Source organism: Caldibacillus debilis DSM 16016 (assembly GCF_000383875.1).
In the GTDB taxonomy this organism is placed as follows: Bacteria; Bacillota; Bacilli; order Bacillales; family Caldibacillaceae; genus Caldibacillus; species Caldibacillus debilis.
In genome coordinates, this window is the sequence record NZ_KB912879.1 from 389011 (window position 1) to 408220 (window position 19210).

General features: G+C 48.0%; 13 protein-coding genes. All 13 read right to left on the minus strand.

From position 1 onward, the window contains the following. Positions 1 to 305: 305 nt before the first annotated feature. The 13 genes from galT to A3EQ_RS0102655 all read right to left on the minus strand — a co-directional run bounded on the left by galT (position 306) and on the right by A3EQ_RS0102655 (position 19204). Positions 306 to 1835, minus strand: a complete 1530-nt coding sequence (gene galT / locus A3EQ_RS0102595; protein WP_020153626.1) for a UDP-glucose--hexose-1-phosphate uridylyltransferase — start codon at positions 1833 to 1835, stop codon at positions 306 to 308. A gap of 10 nt (positions 1836 to 1845) precedes the next feature. Continuing rightward, entirely contained in the window at positions 1846 to 2835 is a 990-nt protein-coding gene (gene galE / locus A3EQ_RS0102600; RefSeq protein ID WP_026499689.1) for a UDP-glucose 4-epimerase GalE, read from the minus strand. 186 nt (positions 2836 to 3021) lie between these two features. After that, positions 3022 to 4209: a galactokinase gene (locus A3EQ_RS0102605; protein WP_020153628.1), complete on the minus strand. Its 1188-nt coding sequence runs from the start codon at positions 4207 to 4209 to the stop codon at positions 3022 to 3024. A 231-nt stretch (positions 4210 to 4440) separates the two neighbouring features. Continuing rightward, entirely contained in the window at positions 4441 to 7182 is a 2742-nt protein-coding gene (locus tag A3EQ_RS0102610) for a glycosyl hydrolase 53 family protein (RefSeq protein ID WP_020153629.1), read from the minus strand. Positions 7183 to 7233: 51 nt separating this feature from the next. Continuing rightward, a complete protein-coding gene (locus A3EQ_RS0102615) occupies positions 7234 to 9297 on the minus strand; it encodes a beta-galactosidase (RefSeq protein ID WP_020153630.1) in 2064 nt (687 codons plus the stop codon). 106 nt (positions 9298 to 9403) lie between these two features. After that, positions 9404 to 10255 (minus strand): sugar ABC transporter permease, encoded by an 852-nt coding sequence (locus A3EQ_RS0102620; RefSeq protein ID WP_020153631.1) that lies wholly within the window; start codon positions 10253 to 10255, stop codon positions 9404 to 9406. 2 nt (positions 10256 to 10257) lie between these two features. After that, the gene (locus A3EQ_RS0102625; RefSeq protein WP_020153632.1) at positions 10258 to 11514 is read right to left on the minus strand and encodes a carbohydrate ABC transporter permease; all 1257 of its coding nucleotides are present in this window, start codon (positions 11512 to 11514) and stop codon (positions 10258 to 10260) included. A gap of 101 nt (positions 11515 to 11615) precedes the next feature. Beyond that, positions 11616 to 12896 (minus strand): sugar ABC transporter substrate-binding protein, encoded by a 1281-nt coding sequence (locus tag A3EQ_RS0102630; protein WP_020153633.1) that lies wholly within the window; start codon positions 12894 to 12896, stop codon positions 11616 to 11618. A 269-nt stretch (positions 12897 to 13165) separates the two neighbouring features. Then, positions 13166 to 14158, minus strand: coding sequence for a LacI family DNA-binding transcriptional regulator (locus A3EQ_RS0102635; RefSeq protein ID WP_020153634.1), 993 nt, complete (start codon positions 14156 to 14158; stop codon positions 13166 to 13168). Positions 14159 to 14462: 304 nt separating this feature from the next. Beyond that, positions 14463 to 15278: a carbohydrate ABC transporter permease gene (locus A3EQ_RS0102640; protein ID WP_040369043.1), complete on the minus strand. Its 816-nt coding sequence runs from the start codon at positions 15276 to 15278 to the stop codon at positions 14463 to 14465. Positions 15279 to 15283: 5 nt separating this feature from the next. Further along, positions 15284 to 16258: a carbohydrate ABC transporter permease gene (locus A3EQ_RS0102645; protein WP_020153636.1), complete on the minus strand. Its 975-nt coding sequence runs from the start codon at positions 16256 to 16258 to the stop codon at positions 15284 to 15286. A gap of 131 nt (positions 16259 to 16389) precedes the next feature. After that, positions 16390 to 17637, minus strand: coding sequence for an ABC transporter substrate-binding protein (locus A3EQ_RS0102650; RefSeq protein ID WP_169382641.1), 1248 nt, complete (start codon positions 17635 to 17637; stop codon positions 16390 to 16392). 133 nt (positions 17638 to 17770) lie between these two features. Then, positions 17771 to 19204 carry a response regulator gene (locus A3EQ_RS0102655; RefSeq protein WP_020153638.1) on the minus strand — a complete coding sequence of 478 codons (1434 nt, stop codon included), beginning with the start codon at positions 19202 to 19204 and terminating at the stop codon, positions 17771 to 17773. Between the last annotated feature and the right edge of the window lie 6 nt (positions 19205 to 19210).

Sequence of the window (19210 nt, forward strand, 5' to 3'; positions counted from 1 at the left end):
ACGGCAAACGGGGCTCCGCCGCATGACAAAAACCGCCTTCGGACCGAAAACAGGGCTTCCTTCCTCATTTCCTTCCATATTAATGAATCGGCAAAAAAATCCGGATGTTTTTCCCCGAAGCATGGTGCGCCGGGAATGCCGAAGGGAAAGCCAAGAACCGCAGCCGCCGGGAACGTCGGAAAAAATCATTTGGCCCGGCCGGCTTGGCCAATTTTCCCCAATTCTTCCTCCCGATTTTGGCGAAATTTTTTCTATTTTATCCGGCCGGCTTGGCCCATTCTTCCCGGACCGCTCCGCCCGCCGCCTTATTCATTCAAATGGTCGATAAAGCGCCGGAACGCCCGTTTCCCCTTTTCATCCCGCTTAAACACGCCGGAATCGGAGAGGACGCGGATAAATTTGTTCCCGACTTCAAGTTTTACAATTTTTTCCGCATCCGCGGCAGAAACCGCCGTGCCGTATTTCCGTTTTAATTCTTCCGCCCAGGGCAGATGGTATTCCTTGATTTCGTTCGGTTCGCCCAACAAATATTTCTCCACTTCCTTCAGTTCACCTGCCAGCCTTCCCGGCAGCACGGCCAATCCCATGACCTCGATCAAGCCGATATTTTCTTTTTTGATGTGGTGCACGTCCGCGTGCGGGTGAAAGATCCCAAGCGGATGCTCATCGCTCGTCCGGTTGTTCCGGAGAACCAAATCCATTTCATAGCGCCCGTCCCGGATTCTGGCGATCGGCGTGATCGTGTTATGCGGGACATCCCCGGTAAAGGCCAGCACGTCCGCTTCCGGATCGCTGTATTCTTTCCACCTCTTTAGGATATAATCGGACAGCTCGACAAGATCCTCTTTCCGGTCGGCCCGGAGCCGGATGACGGACATCGGCCACTTGATGACGGCGCACTCCACCCGGGGAAAATGTTTGACGGTGAAGGAAAAATCCGCTCCTGCGGTCTCCATCGGAAAAACATGGCGGCCGCCCTGATAATGATCATGGGACAAGATCGAGCCGCCAACGATCGGCAAATCCGCGTTGGATCCGAGGAAATAATGGGGAAACCTTTCAACAAAAGCCAACAATCTTTTGAAAGTTTCCCGGGAAATTTTCATGTTTCGATGTTCCCGCGACAATAGGATGCAGTGTTCATTGTAATAAACGTACGGAGAATACTGGAGATACCAAATTTCGTTTTCGATGGGGATCCGGATCATCCGGTGGTTGGATCTGGCGGGGAAACCGACCCGCCCCGCATATCCTTCGTTTTCGACGCAGAGGACGCACTTCGGATACCCGACGGAAGGGGCCGTTCTTTCTTTGGCAATCTGTTTCGGATCCTTTTCCGGCTTCGACAGGTTGATGGTAATATCCAGCGTCCCGAATTCCGTCGGCACCTGATAACGGATATTCTTCTTGATCCGGCTCATTTGAATGTAATTGCTGTTTTTGCTCAGTTCATAAAAATACCGGGTCGCCTTTTCCGGCGATTCTTCGTATTTTTGGTAAAATTTCCGGTTGATTTCCGACGGTCTGCCGACAAAAGCATCCATGATTTTTGCCGCGAAGATTTCTTTGGCATCGAAAAAATCTTCGATGATTCCTTTCCGGCATGCGTATCGGACAATTTCCTCCAACAAAAAGGGGATGATCAGATCCGGATCGCCGGGGAGATCTTTTTCCGGACGGCAAGCGGCATCCGGCGCCGACGTTTCGGGACGAAAATCCTCCAAATGAAGGAGATCCAAAACCCGGTTCCTGGCGTAGATCTCATCCGCTTCATCCAACAATCCCCGTTTTAAACATTCGTGAATCAATCGCTGGATCGTTTGCTCGATGTTCATCTTGACACCTTCATTCCCGATAGCCGTCCGGATGGGTGGAATGCCAGCGCCAAGCGTCTTGAATGATTCGCTCGATATTTGTCCTTGTCGGATTCCAGCCGAGTACTTTTTTGGCCTTTTCCGACGAGGCGATGAGCACGCTCGGGTCGCCCGGCCGACGTTTCCCGATTTTTGCCGGGATTTCCCTTCCGGTGACGGCCCTTGCCATATCGATCATTTCTTTGACGGAAAAGCCTCGGCTGCTTCCGAGGTTGAACACATCGCTTTTTCCGCCCTTTTGCAAGTACTTGAGCGCCAAAATATGGGCGTCAATGAGGTCTTCGACATGGACATAATCGCGGATGCATGTCCCGTCCTTCGTCGGGTAGTCGTCCCCAAAAATGGTAATATGCTCCCGCTTGCCGAGGGCGGTTTCCAAAATAATCGGAATCAAATGGGTTTCCGGGCGGTGATCTTCGCCGATTTCCCCGGTCGATCTTGCCCCGGCCACATTGAAGTAGCGGAGGGAAACATATTTCAAGCCGTGGGCCTGTTCACACCATTTCATCATTTTTTCCATGGCCAGCTTCGTTTCCCCGTAGGTATTGGTCGGAACGGTCGGCATATCTTCCGTAATCGGCACCTTTTCCGGCTCCCCGTAAACGGCCGCGGTGGAAGAAAACACGATCCGTTTGACCCCCGCCCCGATCATCGTCTCGAGCAAGACTTGCGTGCCGTACACGTTGTTATCGTAATAGGCCAGCGGGATCTTCATCGACTCGCCGACAAGGGAGTTGGCGGCAAAATGGATGACCCCTTCAATATCTTCCTTTTTAAAAACATCCTTTAAAAAGTCCCGGTCCCGGATATCTCCTTGATATAATTTTGCTTTCGGATGAACGGCCTGTCTGTGGCCCGTTTGGAAGTTGTCGACCACAACCACATCGTAGCCTTCGTCGATCAGCTGATAAACGCAATGGGAACCGATGTATCCGGCTCCGCCTAAGACCAGGATGCTCAAATGGATCACCTTTCCTTTCTGTCGCATGTGGAAAAAAGGGGATAAAGTCCAAGAATTTGTGAAAGATGCGGGCGCAAAGCTGTTCCATCTCCGGGTGGCCGTGTTTCCTCGGCCGGGAGGAGGGTTTTGCACAAACAGGAGGACTTGGCCGAAAAAGAGGGGAAGGATTTTCCCCTCGGCAAAAATTCAAACCAGATCAAATTCTCCGGCGGCCAATTCCTTCGCTCCATCCCCTATGGTAACATGATAGAAAGCGGCTTCATAGCCGATTTTTTCCTTGTAGATCCGGCCGACGTTTTCGATGAAGCGCGGGATTTGTTCCGTTTCAACGATGGCGATGGCGCATCCGCCGAATCCCGCTCCGGTCATGCGCGCCCCCAAAACCCCTTCCTGCTCCCAGGCCGCTTCCACAATCGCATCCAATTCCGGGCCGGTCACTTCATAGTCATCCCGCAAGGAAATATGGGATTCGTTCATCAACCGGCCGAATAATTGCAAATCGTTCCTTTTTAAGGCCTCCGCCGCCCGGATCGTCCTTGCGTTTTCATAAACCGCGTGCTTCGCCCGCCTGCGGACGACCGGATCCGTCAGATTGGGGCTCAGGTCTTCAAACTGTTCGGGAGTCAAATCCCCCAAACTTTGAATGGCGGCGTGCCGCTGCAAAATTTGCAAGGCCGTGTCGCACTCTTTCCGCCGCTCATTATACTTCGAGCCCGCCAGTTCCCTCCGCTTGTTCGTGTTCATGATCACGATCCGATAGCCGTCCAAGCGGATGGGATAATATTCGTATTTCAAGGTGTTGCAATCCAACAGAATGGCCGTATCCTTTTTTCCCATGCCGACGGCGAACTGGTCCATGATCCCGCTGTTTACGCCGATAAACTCGTTTTCCACTTTCTTTCCGATCTTTACCAATTCCAGCCGATCCACCGAGAGGCCGAACAATTTTTCCAGCATGACCCCCGTCGCCATCTCAATCGATGCGGAAGAAGAAAGCCCCGCCCCGTTCGGGATGTTTCCATAAAACAGGACGTCCGCGCCGCCATCGATCGGATGGCCCGCATCGGCCAGCATCTTTACCATGCCCTTCGGATAATTGGCCCAGTCATGTTCTTTCTTGTACGCCAAATCGTCCAAATCGAACGTGATGATCCCCCGTTCGGGAAAGTTCGCGGAGTACATGCGAAACACCCGGTCGTTCCTTTTCCGAGCCAGGGCGTACGTACCGAAGGTGATCGCGCAAGGAAACACGTATCCGCCGTTATAGTCGGTATGCTCCCCGATCAGATTGATCCGGCCGGGGGCGAAAAACAAGCGGAAGTGATCGGCGGCAAAGGTTTCTTTGAATAAACGTGAGAGTTGTTCCACATTCATCGTTCCTGCTCCTTTAATCAATATTCCTAAGTTAAGAGTAAAATAAACTTATCATTTTATCAATATTTTAGTTAACTTTTACTAAAATTATAGCTTCAGCCGTTCAAAAAATGTTAACATTTAAAATTTTTCTCCCCTGACAAAAAGGGTGTCTTACTGCCAGACACCCTATCAATCGATCCCGAAAATGCCGTCTTATTTATCATCATGTGATGCCGCGATACGGCCTATTTAAGATTTTTGACCGGATAATCTTTTTGCCTTCAGGAATAAAAGGGCACCCGTGAATAAGACCACCGCTCCCGCCAATAATATTTGAAAATGGCTGGTTCCGGTGTCCGGAAGTTTCCGAGCCGGGTCGTTGCTTTCCGCTTCAGGATGATGTCCCCTTGCGAATTTATCAGGCACTAAAATTCCCTGTTCCTCTTTTTCATCCTTTGCATTTTCCTGTTGGCCGTTTCCCGTTCCTCCATGATTCCCGGTCTCTCCCTGTCCGCCTTTTTCCCCGTCCGGCGTATAATCCCCGACCCGATATAAATAGAAGTCGTCCAAAGTTCCCCAGGCGCCGGCTCCGGCTTTAATGCTCGCCCCGATTGTAACCGTACCGTCCAAAACAAGGATCCCTTTAATTTCCGGATTCACCCAATTTGCCCAACCGTTGACGGAAGTCCCCGTTTTGTATAATTTTTCGCCCGTATCGGCAAAAATGTACATTTCTGCGTCTTTCGCGTCTCCACCTTGCAGGAATAAATTGAAGTTATAATAACCCGGCTCCAATCCGGTAATCGTCTGTTCCACCATAAAATCCACCGCTTGGTCTGAATAAAAATGCAAAGAGTAATTCCCCGTCTTTGCATCGGAAGCCTTGTTCAAAAAATCGGTATGGGGAGAGGTGCCGTTTCTGTATGTGATTTTCCACATACTTCTGTCTTCTTCTTCAAAACTCGGATTCAAAACATAATTTTTCGGTTTAATTTCCAGGTACATGGTAACGTTATAAATTCCCAAGACTTTCCCCCGTATCTCATATCGGCCAATGCCTTTCCGGACCGCATCTTCAATCGCCGCTTCGTCCCATGCGACGGTTTCCGACTTTTCCGTACCGTCATTGTAAACCACTGATACTTTTTCGGGGACAGGAATTTTTTCCCCTTCATAAACACTTAAATAAATGTTTTTTATTTCATCAATTTTCAAAGGGGCTACTGCTCCGGTATCCACATATTTGAAAACATTCAAGGAAGGTAACGGATGGCCGTGAAAATCAAACAACGCCTGATTATCAACCGCGCTTCCCCCGTACCATTTGCCCGCGTCTTCAGGATCATACTCGGCAGCAAAACGGGTGGCCCAACCCGACCCATATTTCTCCCAGATTTCTTTATTTTTCTCCAAATTTTCCGGAGGACCTACCGGTATCCAAGCGGGTTCCCAATAAAACACGCCGATCCCTGCTTCGCCCACCTGCACAACCGCATCGATCACATCTCTTATCGCATGTGCTTGTCCCTGAACGGTGACCGGATAGTTTAATGTTTGACCGGATTTTGGAGCGGTGTTTTCATGGCCGTCTCCGTCCTCGTACGTGTAGACATAGGATGTCTCCGCAACCATCACTTTTTTCCCGTACGTGTCCGCCACATGTTTTAATACGGCCGTCAAATTCTCCAGCGAACCGTGCCAATACGGGTAATAGGAGCTTGCAAAAACATCATAATCCACATGGTTTTTATTCAATGTTTCCGCAATCGTTTCGTATCCGCCGGGAACCTCGGGGTTGGTAAAATGCAAAACGACGAGGATATCCTTGCTGACGTCCCGGACGGCTTTGCTTCCTTGATTAAACAATTCGCAGATCTTTGGCCATTCTTTTTCCCCCGCAAGACCTCCGTTCGTTTCATTGCCGATTTGAACCATTCCGACGTCAACGCCCGCATTCCTTAAAGCTTGCAGACTTTCTTTTGTATATTCATATAAAGCTTCTTTCTTTTCTTCAAAAGTTAAATTTGACCAGGCTTTTGGCGCTTTTTGTTTGGCCGGATCCGCCCAAAAATCCGAGTAATGGAAATCCACCAAAACCTTCATCCCGTTTGCGGTCGCTCTTTGCCCGATTTTGATCGCTTTTGTGAGATCATTATTTCCTCCGCCGTAGCCTCTTCCCGAGGAATCATAAGGGTCGTTCCAGACCCGTACACGGACATAATTGATCCCGGCCTCTGCCAATGTTTGAAAAATATCCTGTTCTTCTCCCTTGAAGTTATAAAATTTTACCCCGCTCTCTTCCAACGCGATGATGCTGGAAACATCCGCTCCTTTAATAAAATTTTTACTAATGCCGTCCACTCGCTCCACAAATAGATCAGCCTGTACAGGTTCCGGGACTTTCACCAACCGAAAATGATCGATGTATCCCCAAGCGTTCGGCTTACCGGAAACAGCGGCACCCACAGTAATATTCTGTTGGTCCTCCTTCCATTCAAACTTCAACTTAATCGTCTCCCATTGGTTATAGCCTTTGGTAACGGCAGCATTGGTTATACTTTCCCCCGCAAAGAGGGCCACTTCACCCGCTTCATCGCCCGTCCCGCCCATGATCCTCACCGACAGTTCATAATATCCTGCCGGAAGTTTATCGATCGTTTGCTTGATGGTAAAAGATCCCGTCCCTTCGGCCGAATCCTTGACCCAATACTTGAGAGCGAAATTCCCTTCATCCGGTTCGATATACGGATCGTTTCCGTAGGGAAAGTGTCGGATATCTAAAAAATCCCAATTATCTGTTTCAATTTGCCAAGAATGATCTTCCCAAAAATCCGTTTCAAACCCGCCGTTTTTTAAATAACTGTCTTCGGTTTGATCCAATATCCCTGCCGCATTTACAAAACCGTTTGGCTGTAAACTGTTGAAAAACAGCAAAACAACGGAGGCCATAATGACGTTTATTTTTTTGATGTTTAAACGTTTCCTTTCCATCTCGCACCCCCACCTAAGCTATAGGAAGGTGGTCCCGCAACCGGGTTTGAATTATCTCGATGAAAGGGACCGTTCCGCAATTTTCACCTCGTATTTTTCCAAAACCGTTTCACCGTAAAGGGTTTCGCCGGTAAGCAGATCTTTCAATTCGGTTTCAAATGCGACCGGCTGTTTTTCTTCCGTAAAATTCATCACAAACACATATTCATGGGCCTCATCCCTGCGGACTTGCACCGAAACCCCTTTGCCGTGCCTCACCGTTACGGGCGGTTTAATCCCCAATTCCTCCGTTAAATTGCCATAAAAAGCTTGATGAAAAGCCGCTTCCAGGCGCGCTCCCAGAAAATAAGCCTTTCCTTTTCCGAAGGGATGGACGGTGATTGCCGGCGTATGGGCGTAAAAATCTTCCAAATATTCCCCTAAAACTGCCGCGCTTCGATTTTCGATGACCGTCGCATAATCTTTTACGACAAAAGTTTTATTTTCATAGGTTACGGAGTTTTTATCCTTCGGGTAATAGGTGTCGATCTCAAGGGGAGTGATCCCGAAAACTTCCTGAAGTTCCTTCGGCCATCCGCCCAGGTAGACCAAGTCGTTTTCGTCGACGAGGCCGCTCAAATAAGTCATGACCAAAGTACCGCCATTTTTCACATATTCCTTTAGTTTTCCGAGGGTTTCCCCGCTTGCCAGATAAAGCATCGGGGCGATTAACAGCTTGTATCGGGAAAAATCCTTTTCTTTTGTAATTACATCCACCGGGATGTCCCGTTCCCAGAAAAACCGGTAATGTTCCTGGAGGGTTTGCGGATATCGCTTCGTCTCCATGGCGAAACCTTGCGCGTCATTCAAGGCCCAATTATTCTCCCAATCATATAAAATTCCGACTTCCGATTGACGGTTTGAACCGGTAATTTTTCCTATTTTCTCCAGTATCTCACCCAACTTGGCCACTTCTTTGAACACCCGGTTATCGCTGCGGTTATCATGATCGACGACGGCACCGTGAAATTTTTCCGCGGATCCCCTGGATTTTCTCCATTGGAAATACATGACGCTGTCCGAACCGTGGGCGATCATCTGCAGCGAGGAAAGAATATGCATCCCCGGCCGTTTCGCCTTATTGACGTTTTGCCAGTTTACGCCGCTCGGCGTCGATTCCATCAATATGAACGGCTGCTGTTTTAAACTGCGGTATAGGTCATTAATGAACCCCACTTTCATGGCCAGATCCGCAGTGGTTTCCCAATCGTTGTGCCAGGCGGGATAAGCGTCCCAGCTGACCACGTCCACATGTTTGGCGAATTTGCTGTAATCCAGTCCCTGGAAGGGGATCAAATCATAGGTATCGGCCATAAAATTGGTCGTAATCGGTATGTGGGGCGTGATTTCCCTTAACGGCACGATCTCATTTTCAAAGAAGGAAATGGTTTGATCGGTGACAAATCGTTTCCAGTCCAGTTTCAGGCCGTGAATGCTGTTTTCCCCGATCGGGGACGGCGACTCGATCTGGGACCAGTCGGTGTAAGTATGGCTCCAGAAAGCGGTCCACCATGCATCGTTCAACGCCTTCAAGTCATTGTTATATTTTTTCTTCAACCATTCCCGAAATGCGTTTTGGCAGTTTTCGCAATGGCATTCCCCGCTGTATTCGTTGGAAACATGCCACATCAACAAGGCGGGATGCTTCCCGTATCTTTCCGCCAGCAGGCGGTTGATGTTTTGCGTCTTTTCCCGGTAGATTTTTGAAGTGAAACAGTGGTTGTGCCTTCCTCCGTGCAATTGCTTCATCCTGTATTCATTGACCCGCAAAATTTCCGGATATCTTTGCGACATCCATGCCGGGCGGGCGCCGCTGGGCGTCGCCAAAATGATTCTCCCGCCGTTTTTGTAAATATTGTCGAAAATCTCATCCAGCCATTCGAAGTTGTATACCCCTTCTTCCGGCTCCAGCATGCTCCAGGAAAAAATCCCGACGGAAAAGGTATTGGTGCGGGTCATCTTCATGAACTTCAAATCATCGGCCAAAATATCTTTCCTGTCCAGCCACTGGTCCGGATTGTAATCGCCACCGTGCAAGAAATATTTGGCGTCTGTCACGTATGTTTTCCTTACCATCCTGCAGTCTCCTTTTTGCAAAAATGATTTTGTCGGTTATTCGTAACGCCTGAGACAAAAAATGATTTATCTCTCTTTCGTTCCACCCGAGGTCAAAATTGAAGGGTTATCCCTTCGTTCCGCCTGAGGTCAGACCGGATACGAAATTCTTTTGCAACATGAGAAAGACGATTGCCACCGGTATGCTGATCAAGATCGCCCCAGCGGCGAAGGTTGTGTAACTGGCGCCCATCACTTGGTTGACCAGGTTATACAGCCCGATCGGCAGCGTGTAAGATTCCGGCGTCCGCAATATCGCCGAAGACAGCACAAAATCTCCGAGCGGCCCGGTAAATCCGTTCATCGCCACAACGGCGATCATCGGCTTGGACAGCGGAACCAATATGCGGAAAAAGATTTTCGTGTGACTGGCGCCGTCGATTCGCGCGCTTTCATCCAAATCGACGGGAATCGAATCTAAATATCCTTTCATGAGATAGGTATTCATCGGAATCAGCCCGCCGATGTACAAGAAGATCAGCAGCCAATGGCTGTTCATCATTCCCAGCATTTGTGCCAGCACAAACAGGGCAACCAATGCGGAGAACTGGGGAACCATTTGCAATAGCAGAAACAAAGTCAGTCCGTTCTTTCTCCCTTTAAAACGGAATCTGGAAAAGGCATAGGCGGAAAAGGATACCGTGATCACGCTGCCAATCATGGTAAAAAAGCTGATTTTCATCGAGTTGATAAACCATTGTACGTATTGCAGGCTTTCTTTTCCTTCAAACAACTCTTTATAGTGGTCCAGCGTAGGATTTTTCGGAATGATGGATGTGCTGACCAGGCTGTTGCCCGGATTAAAACTGGCACCGACCGTCCAAAGCAGCGGATAAATGATGATAACCATCATGAAACCCAAGATGAGATAGGAGATAAGAAGGCGAATGAATTTCCTTTTTTTCATATCGAGCCGCATCCCTACACCCCCTCTTTAAACGACCGGGATTTTCGGAAAAACCATAAGGAAATGAGGATGACGAAGGTGGAAAGCAAAATCGTTAAGGCAGCCGCCAAGGAATATTGGCTGGATTGCATCGTCAGCTTATAAATCCAGGAAACCAGTATATCGGTGCCTCCCGCCGTGGAACCGGGCACCGCAGGACCGCCGCCGTTAAATAAGTAAATGATGTTAAAGTTGTTAAAATTGAATGTAAATTGGGTGATAATGATCGGCGCGATGGAAATTAAAATCAACGGAAGCGTAATGTATCTGAATTTCGAAAACACCGAGGCCCCGTCGATGGTCGCCGCCTCGTACAGATCGTTCGGAATCGATTGCAGAACGCCTGTGGTTACCAAAAATACATACGGAAAGCCAAGCCAACCTTGCATAAGGATCAAAGCGAGCTTGGTCCATTGGGCATTCGTCATCCACGGAATGGGATCAATGCCAAAAAAGGCCAGGATCTGATTGTTAATCGCTCCGAAGCTGTCGTTAAACAGTCCGGAAAAAATCAAAATCGTCACAAATCCGGGCACGGCCCATGGCAAAATGAGAACGGTTCGGATCAAACCCTTGAATTTGAGATCCTTTTGATGGACGATGACCGCCATCAGGATTCCCAGGCTGACTTGCAAAGTGGAAGCAACAACGGTCCAAACGATCGTCCAGCCCAGGACGTCAAAAAATGTCGACCGCCAAATGTCCACCGTAAAAATCTTTTTAAACGTATCCAAGCCGACCCAATCGACCAATTTCGCGGGCGGAGAATGATACAGATCATAATTGGTAAATGCCAAGGCGATGCTGAATAAGATCGGGAAGATCACCGCAAAAATCAGGATGAACAAGGAAGGTCCGGTCAACAGATAGGGGTAACCTTGTTCGATCAAATTGTGATATTCTTCCCTTAAAGAACCGACCGGCTTATTTTCATCCCTTAATTTCCCGACTCTGTAGGCATCACGCAGGTTGAAATAATAAATGAGGAGCCCTAACCCGGTTACGATGAGGGCGATGATTCCTTCCGCCAGCAAAAAAATCGAGTTGTCCCGCGGCACTTCCGTACCCAAAGTGACAATTCCCCAAAAACCCATGTTCAATAAATCGTAAAATGCCGAGAAAAAGGCGATGGTTAAAATAAAAAAAACCGCTCCTTTGATCCACTGCCTGTTATAAAATTGGCCCAGCCCGGGAATGAGCGACAAAAGCAGGGCGATTTTCCTGTGGGGCATTCGTCTTCACCTCTTGAACGATCAGGATATGAATATGGAAAGACAGGAATGGTGCCGACTATTGCCTTTTAATAGTTGACACCATCCCCTCAAAAACCCGTTTATTTTTTCCCGTGATTGGCTTTAATTTGATTTTTGATCGTTTGCACCGCCTGATCCAAAGCTTTCTTCGCATCCGCTTTTCCTGTTACAATCGTCTGCAAAGCGGAATCAATCGGAGTCCAAACCTCATTCATTTCCGGGATATTCGGGGTTAATTCGGAAAACTGGGATTGTTGCGCGACGGCCCGGGCCCCTTCATTTTGGGTGATTGCCGGATCTTCGGCCAACGCTTTTACGGCAGGCACTTCTTTCGTAATTTCATACCGTTTCTTTGAATTTTCGGCATTGGCCAAGAAAATCACGAGTTTTTCCGCGAGTTCAGGATTCTTGGAATAGGCGCTTACGTTGTAGCTTTTTACCCCCAGAAAAGAACTCATGTTTTTCCCCGGAGTGACTTCAGGCAATTTGGCCACACCGTAATTGATCCCCGCGGCTTTATAAGGTTCCAGATTCCACGGACCGGAAATGACGGCAGCCGCCTTTCCTTCCGAGAACAAGGAATCCAAAACATTGATCGCCTGTTCCCCGATCATCCCTTTCGGGAAAAGTCCGTCTTGATAAAACTTCTTGATAAATTCAGCACCTTTTACGGCGCCTTCATTGTTCAGGCCGATATCTTCCGGATTATAATTCCCGTTTTCATCCTTCCCGAAGATATAGCTTCCATAAGCGCTCATCACGCTTTGGGCATAATAGATTTGATCCCACAAAGCCAACAGTCCGTACTTTTTGCCGTCGGTCATTTTTTTGGACAGCTCGTACCATTCTTCCAAAGTGGAAGGCAGTTCATCTTCGGAAATCAGATCTTTGTTATAGAAGAGAATGGTCGTCTCTACCGCTTTCGGCAAACCGTAAACTTTGCCGTTTACAATTTGCGATTGCATGGCAACGTCGGTATAGATGGACCGGATATCTTCCCCGACGTTCAACTCCTTGACCAAACCTTCCGTCACTGCAGTTCCGATTTGATCGCCGGGCATGGTAAAGACATCCGGGCCGGTGCCCGCAGGGCCGTCAAGCCGCAAATTTTCCAGTTGCTGGGCATAGGGTTTTTCCACAACTTTGATCTTCACGTTATTTTCTTTTTCAAATTGCTCAATCGCATCTTTAATCCCCTCGGATTTTTCGATGTCTTCCCATACCAGCAAATCATAATCTTTGCCTGATTTCGATTTCGAGGAAGATTTTTCATTGCCGCTTTCCTTTGGGCCGCAGCCGGCCAAAACCAGGCTCAAGGCGAACATGCTCAAAGCCGCGCGCAAAAAACCTTTACCCATCATCGACTCTCCCTTCACTCAAATAATTACTAATTTGAAAACGCTTTTTTTACTAAAATAAATATAGCATATTAAGTAAAACTTGTAAATAATTATTTTACTATAATTTAATAAAATATTTTACTTAATGGAAGAAAAATCCCTGTCGCCTCCATCCCCACCCGGGGAAGGGGATCGAGGATATGGGCCCCGGGCACGCGCAATTTTCGGCCAAATCCGCATCTCGGTTTCAAAGAGGCGCGTTTTCTAAGGATCCGCCACGGGAAATAGGTTTAATTGGTGCTTTTTCTTACGATTAATTTAGCTCCGATATACAAGGTCTTCACGGTTTTCCTTTTTTCCAGCACCTGTTCAAGCAAGAATTGAATGGCATTTTTGCAAATTTCATGGATATCGATATGAAAGGTGGTCAGGGGAGGGGATACGTATTTGGTTATGCTGATATTGTTAACACTGATGATGCTTACCCGGCCCGGTATGGCGATGCCATGTTCATTCAACGCCTGAAGGCAGCCGACGGCAATCGGATCCGAGGCGACGAAAAATGCTGTCGGCAAATCTTCCCCCAATCGCTGAATCGCTTTCTTCATCAAATGGTATCCGTTTTCGACGGAGAAGCCCCGGTTACAAAAAATATAGCTTTCTTTTAAAAGTCCCGCTTCTTGCATATACGTTCGAAAGGTCCGCTCCCGGATGTCCATTTCATCCTCGCCGGTATTCGGATTATAATAGGTGCCGCCGACAAAACCGATTTCCGTATGCTTTTTTTCCATAAAAAAATCGATCGCTCTTGTTGTAATCCGTTTCAAGTCGGGAAGGACGGAGTCGAAATGATCGGGATCCGGAGCCGTATCCAAAAAAACGCCGCACTTGGTAATTTTCCGCAAACGGTCCAGCTCTTTTTCGGAAAAACCCCCGACGGCGATAAACCCTTGGATATCATCGGGGACTTGATCGATCCCGTCGGTGATTTTATAAGTGGTTAATTCCACATTATTTGCCTTTGCCAACTTCTCCAATTCCATTCTCATCGTCTTAAAGTAAACGTCTTCCAGCTCTTCCTTATCCGTGATCCAATATAAAAATGCAATGTTTTTCACAAGCGGACGGATAGTTTTTTTGCGGTAATTCAGCTTCTCAGCCGCTTCAAAAATCTTTTTTCGGGTCTCTTCCGTAACGGAAAGATTCGGGTCATTGTTCAACACCCTGGATACCGTGGCGATGGAATAGCCTGCCTCAGCCGCAACATCTTTTATTGTCGCCATATTGCACCTCCAGATGGTCTCTTCGCCAATCGTAAACGGCCCCTTGACCGCAAGTAAAATTTTTTACTCCTTATTTTAACTTTATACCATTCCGATGTTTCAGCGGTCAAGTCAAAGGGAAGAATCCCGCTCCTTGGACCGGTCTTTGAGAAAAATAAAAATTCCCCCTGCCGCCATCCGGCCGGGCAGAGGGAATGACCTTCCATGAAAATCAATCCTTGATAACTTCCCAATCAATATTAAAGGATGCGGCACAATGGATATGGCGGGCTTCCCAAATTTCGCAACAAAGGAGGTGCCGTAGTCATCCTTTTACCGATCCCGCCAATAATCCGCGAACAAAATATTTGCCCAAAAGGATGTATACAAACAGCGTCGGCAAGGCGGCAAGCAATGCCCCGGCCATTTGCACGTTCCATTGGACGATTTGGCTGCCCGACAAATTTTGCAGGGCAACCATGATCGGCTGCTTATCCGATTGGGTAATGGTGACGGCAAACAAAAACTCGTTCCATATGTTCGTAAACTGCCAGATCCCGACGACGACAAAACCGGAAACGGATAAAGGCAGCATGATGTGACGGAAAATCTTTATGAATCCGGCGCCGTCGATTTTCGCCGATTCGATCATCTCATCCGGGATACTGGTGTAAAAATTGCGAAACATGAGCGTGGTTATGGGAATCCCGTAAACGACGTGCACAAGGATCAGTCCGGGAATGGTGTTGTAAAGCCCGATATCCCGTAAAAACTGGATCAAGGGAATCAAAATGCTCTGATAGGGAATAAACATTCCAAACAGCATAAACGTAAACAAGGTTTCCGACCCTTTAAACCGCCATTTGGACAGGACGTAACCGTTCATCGCCCCGAGGAGCGCCGAAAGGACCGTGGCCGGGACAACCAGATACACGGAATTGAGAAAGTTCGGTGCAAGTTTCCCAAAGGCTTCGCTGTAACTGGTGAAATCGATCTTTGACGGCAATGACCACATCCCGGCCAGCGAAACTTCTTCAAGGGGCTTTACGCTGGTTATCACCATCACGTATACCGGCATGAAAAAGAAAATACTGCACACGATGAGGACAAGATAAATCAGGGAACGTTTCAGAACAGCCATGGTGATCATTGTTCCCTCCCTCTGCTGTGCCGCAAATAGGGAACGATGAATACGGCAACCGTAAGCAGCATGATGATGGCGATCGCCGCCCCGTTCGCGTAATAATTCCCGCGGAAAGTCGTTTCAAACATGAACACGCCGGGCACATCGGTGACGAAATTGGCCCCCGGACCGGTCATGGCATAGATCAAATCGAAAATCTTCAAGGAAATATGGGCCATCATGATCATCACACTGACCGTAATCGGCTTTAACAAGGGGATAATGACTTTCCGGTAAAGTTGGAACTCGGAACACCCGTCGATGCGGGCCGCATCCCGAAGCTCGTCGGGAATCCCGCGCAGGCCGGCCAAATACATCGCCAGGGCAAAACCGGTCATCTGCCAAACGGCCGCAATGACCACGGCAATGATTGCGGCTGGGACCCCGAACTCAATCTTTCCCCATGGAAAGCCGGCATAAATCGTCGTGTCCGTATACCATTTCGGCTGGATGCCGAAAGGCTTTAAAAAGAGATTGATTCCGGTCGACGGGTTTAAAATCCATTGCCAAACCACCCCCGTGACGACAAACGACAAGGCCATCGGAAAAAAGAAGAGATTCCGGAACAGGGATTCGCCCCGCACCATTTTTTGATCCAGCAAAATGCCCAAACCCAAGCCCATCACAATAACGAGTCCGATAAAGAAAACGGAGAAGAAAAGGGTGTTCCGCAAATCCGCCTGGAAGCGGAAATCCTGAAACAAAAACCGATAATTTTCCAATCCGGCGAAGGAAAAATCGGGGACGATCGTGTTCCAGTTGCTTAAGGACACATATCCCGTCCATCCGATAAATCCGTATACGAACACGGCAATACAAACAACGGACGGGGATATAAACAGGACGGCAAGCCATTGGTCTGCCGACAACCGTTTCTTTCGTTTTCCAAGAATCGGCGGCGTCCGCTTTTTCAATTGCAAATCTTTGGCAGGTTCCATCGATCATCTCTCCCGAAGATGCTGATTCCACTTTGAAACAAGACGGTCGGACGGTCTTTTGGACCGACAGAAAAAATCAATCGATCCGGAGTGATTTCGCATGGATAAAAGGGGGAGTGCCCCCCTTTTTCCTATAATTCTTGCGCCGCAGTTTTCAGGGCGTCGATAAATTGATTGACGTCCTTCTGGGTAACGAATATATTGACGGCCTGATTCACCCGGGTCAAGACGCCTTCGGGCGCTGCCGACCCGTGGGCAAGACTCGGCGCCAATTTGCTGTTTTTAAAATCTTCCATGGTGTCTTTCCCGTATTGATCGTATTTGGACAAATCCGCGTCGATTCTCGCCGGGATGGAGCCTTTCAACGGATTGAATACGTCTTGCCCTTCCACGGAACCCAGCACGCTTAAAAACTTCTTCACATCATCCGCATTCTTTACACCCTTTGGCAGTCCGAACGTATCGGTGACGACCATAAAATACCCGTCCGTTTCCGGCGTCGGCACATAGCCGAAATCTTCGTTGACTTTCAATTTCATGTCATTGACAAAATAGCCTTTGGCCCAGTCCCCCATAATATTCATCGCCGCTTCCCCCTTTGCCACCAGCTGGGAGGCGTCCTGCCAATTTCGGGAACTGTGGTCCTCGTTGACGTAGGAAAGCATTTTCCCAAAAATTTCAACCGACTCTTTTACTTTCGGATCGTCAAATGAAAGTTCGCCGCTCCACAGCGCATTGTAACCGTCAGGTCCTAATTTGGCCAGCAACACGTTTTCGAAAATATGGGTCGCCGTCCACGGTTCCTTGTCCCCCAAAGCAAGCGGCGTAATGCCTTTGGCCTTCAATTTTTCCGCGACATCAAAAAACTCGTCGAAAGTTGCCGGCACTTGCAAATTGTTTTCTTCAAAAATCTTTTTGTTGTACCATAAAACATTGCTACGGTGAATATTGACCGGAACGGAATAAATGTTTCCGTCCACGCTCACCATATCGATCAAATCTTTCGGAAACTTGTCCATCCATCCTTCCTGTTCATACAAATCATTCAACGGTTCCATTTTCCCCGCGGCGACCCAGCTGGCATTCAATTCCTGGCCGCCGTGCACCTGAAAGGTAGATGGCGGATTATTCCCCTGCATGCGGGTGGCCAAAACGGCCTTGGCGTTGGTGCCGGCTCCACCGGCAACGGCGGCGTTCTCCACCTCAATATCCGGATATTTTTCTTTAAACAATTCCAAAAGCGCCAGCAGGCCGTCCTCTTCGCCCGCTCCGGTCCACCAGCTGAAGATTTCCAGTTTCTTTTCTTCTTTTTGCTTTCCGGAGCTTGTTTGCGACTTGTTATTACATCCGCTTACAGCGATCGAAAAGGCGATAAACATCGCAAGCAACAAACGGAATTTTTTCAATTTCCTCCCCCCTTGCCAATCGAATTGTTATCGCTTTCAAATCTTATTGTACGCTAACCAATTTTTCGGATTAGGGAAAATAATCTGTACTTTTTTAATAAAACCTTCATTTTTTTAAGATGCGATTTTGAAACTTTCGGGGGGACTGGTGGAAATATTTTTTAAACACCCGGCTGAAATAGTTCGGATCCTTATAACCTACCTGATAACTGATTTCCTTTAAGCTTAACCGGTTTTCCAAAAGAAGTTCTTTGGCCTTTTTCAACCGGATCTCCGTCAAATAGTCGATAAAGGTTTGCCCCGTTTTTTCTTTGAACAATTTGGTGAAATAGGGCGGACTTAAGCCGACAACATTGGCAACGTCTTCCAAAGCGACCGGTTCCTGATAATGTTCTTGGATATAGGCTTTTGCCCTTTCTATATATCCTTGGGATTGATGGTAGGAAGAGACTTGCAAGCAACAAAAATGGAGGAAGTCCCGCCATTCCTGCAAGGAAAGTATGTCTTTAAAACCGTATTCGTCCGTCCCGATCCCTTTTTCCCCGAGCCTCTGTTTGATCTTGAAATACAATTCTTGCACGGCATCCCTTTGTCCACTCGCGGAAAAAAAGGCTTGCAGCCGGTTAAGCGCGCCCGTTAAATCATCGGCAAACAGGCAATCGCAGATTTCTTCCGGCCAATTGGTCCCGCCGGCTTTCCGTACATGGGGAAAACCGTAACCCGCGTGATCTGCCTTCTTTAAATGTTGGAGGGTTAATAGCGCCTCCTGATAAGACTTGGGGAGATCTTTCAGTCTTTCATAAATGTCGCCGATCCCGATCCATTTTTTATTGGGCGTCGATAAGAAGCATTCGCGAACAAAAGATAGCACATCCGCCTTTGCGAGTTTCTTGCCGCTGAGGATTAAGACGCTCGCTTGATTTCTTTTTTTATCTGCAATCGCCGATCCTTCCCGCCAATTATTGCAGGCATGGATGAAGCCATCTACGTCCGCTTCATGGGAAAACTCTCCGATCAGAAACAATCCCGACCGGAAGGAGGGAAAGATCTCCTTTTGCAACTCCACCGTTTCGTCATTCACGTCATATTCCGCCAATTTTTGCATAAACAAACGTTTCGTAAATTCGCGGGATTTTTGTTCCTTTTCCGCCCGCTCCCTTTCTTCCGCAATTTCTTTGTAAACGCGAATGATGGCTTCCACCGTTTCTTTTATTGTCGCAGGTTTCAGGATATACTCCTTGACGCCCTCTTTCATCGCCCTTTTCGCATATTCGAAAGAATCATAGGCGGAGACCATGATAAATTTCATGTTCGGATGATCCTTCCGGATCGTTTCGATGGCTTCCAGTCCGTCGATTCCGGGCATCTTGACATCCATCAGCATCAAATCCGGTTTCTTTTCTTTCGCCAGTTGGATCGCCTGACGTCCGTTGGCCGCTTCCCCGATGACCACGGATTTTCCGAAATGTTCGTCGATGATTTTTTTCATCGCCTTTCGTTCGATCATTTCATCATCGGCCAATACAATTTTTATATCCAAATCATT

What these genes read in the sequence shown, in the direction of transcription:
- A3EQ_RS0102640 (WP_040369043.1), bottom strand. Translation starts at nt 15,278, where the DNA reads ATGGCTGTTCTGAAACGTTCCCTGATTTATCTTGTCCTCATCGTGTGC.
- A3EQ_RS0102650 (WP_169382641.1), bottom strand. Translation starts at nt 17,637, where the DNA reads ATGTTTATCGCCTTTTCGATCGCTGTAAGCGGATGTAATAACAAGTCG.
- galT (WP_020153626.1), bottom strand. Translation starts at nt 1,835, where the DNA reads ATGAACATCGAGCAAACGATCCAGCGATTGATTCACGAATGTTTAAAA.
- A3EQ_RS0102635 (WP_020153634.1), bottom strand. Translation starts at nt 14,158, where the DNA reads ATGGCGACAATAAAAGATGTTGCGGCTGAGGCAGGCTATTCCATCGCC.
- A3EQ_RS0102645 (WP_020153636.1), bottom strand. Translation starts at nt 16,258, where the DNA reads ATGGAACCTGCCAAAGATTTGCAATTGAAAAAGCGGACGCCGCCGATT.
- A3EQ_RS0102630 (WP_020153633.1), bottom strand. Translation starts at nt 12,896, where the DNA reads ATGATGGGTAAAGGTTTTTTGCGCGCGGCTTTGAGCATGTTCGCCTTG.
- A3EQ_RS0102620 (WP_020153631.1), bottom strand. Translation starts at nt 10,255, where the DNA reads ATGCGGCTCGATATGAAAAAAAGGAAATTCATTCGCCTTCTTATCTCC.
- A3EQ_RS0102605 (WP_020153628.1), bottom strand. Translation starts at nt 4,209, where the DNA reads ATGAATGTGGAACAACTCTCACGTTTATTCAAAGAAACCTTTGCCGCC.
- A3EQ_RS0102610 (WP_020153629.1), bottom strand. Translation starts at nt 7,182, where the DNA reads ATGGAAAGGAAACGTTTAAACATCAAAAAAATAAACGTCATTATGGCC.
- A3EQ_RS0102625 (WP_020153632.1), bottom strand. Translation starts at nt 11,514, where the DNA reads ATGCCCCACAGGAAAATCGCCCTGCTTTTGTCGCTCATTCCCGGGCTG.
- A3EQ_RS0102615 (WP_020153630.1), bottom strand. Translation starts at nt 9,297, where the DNA reads ATGGTAAGGAAAACATACGTGACAGACGCCAAATATTTCTTGCACGGT.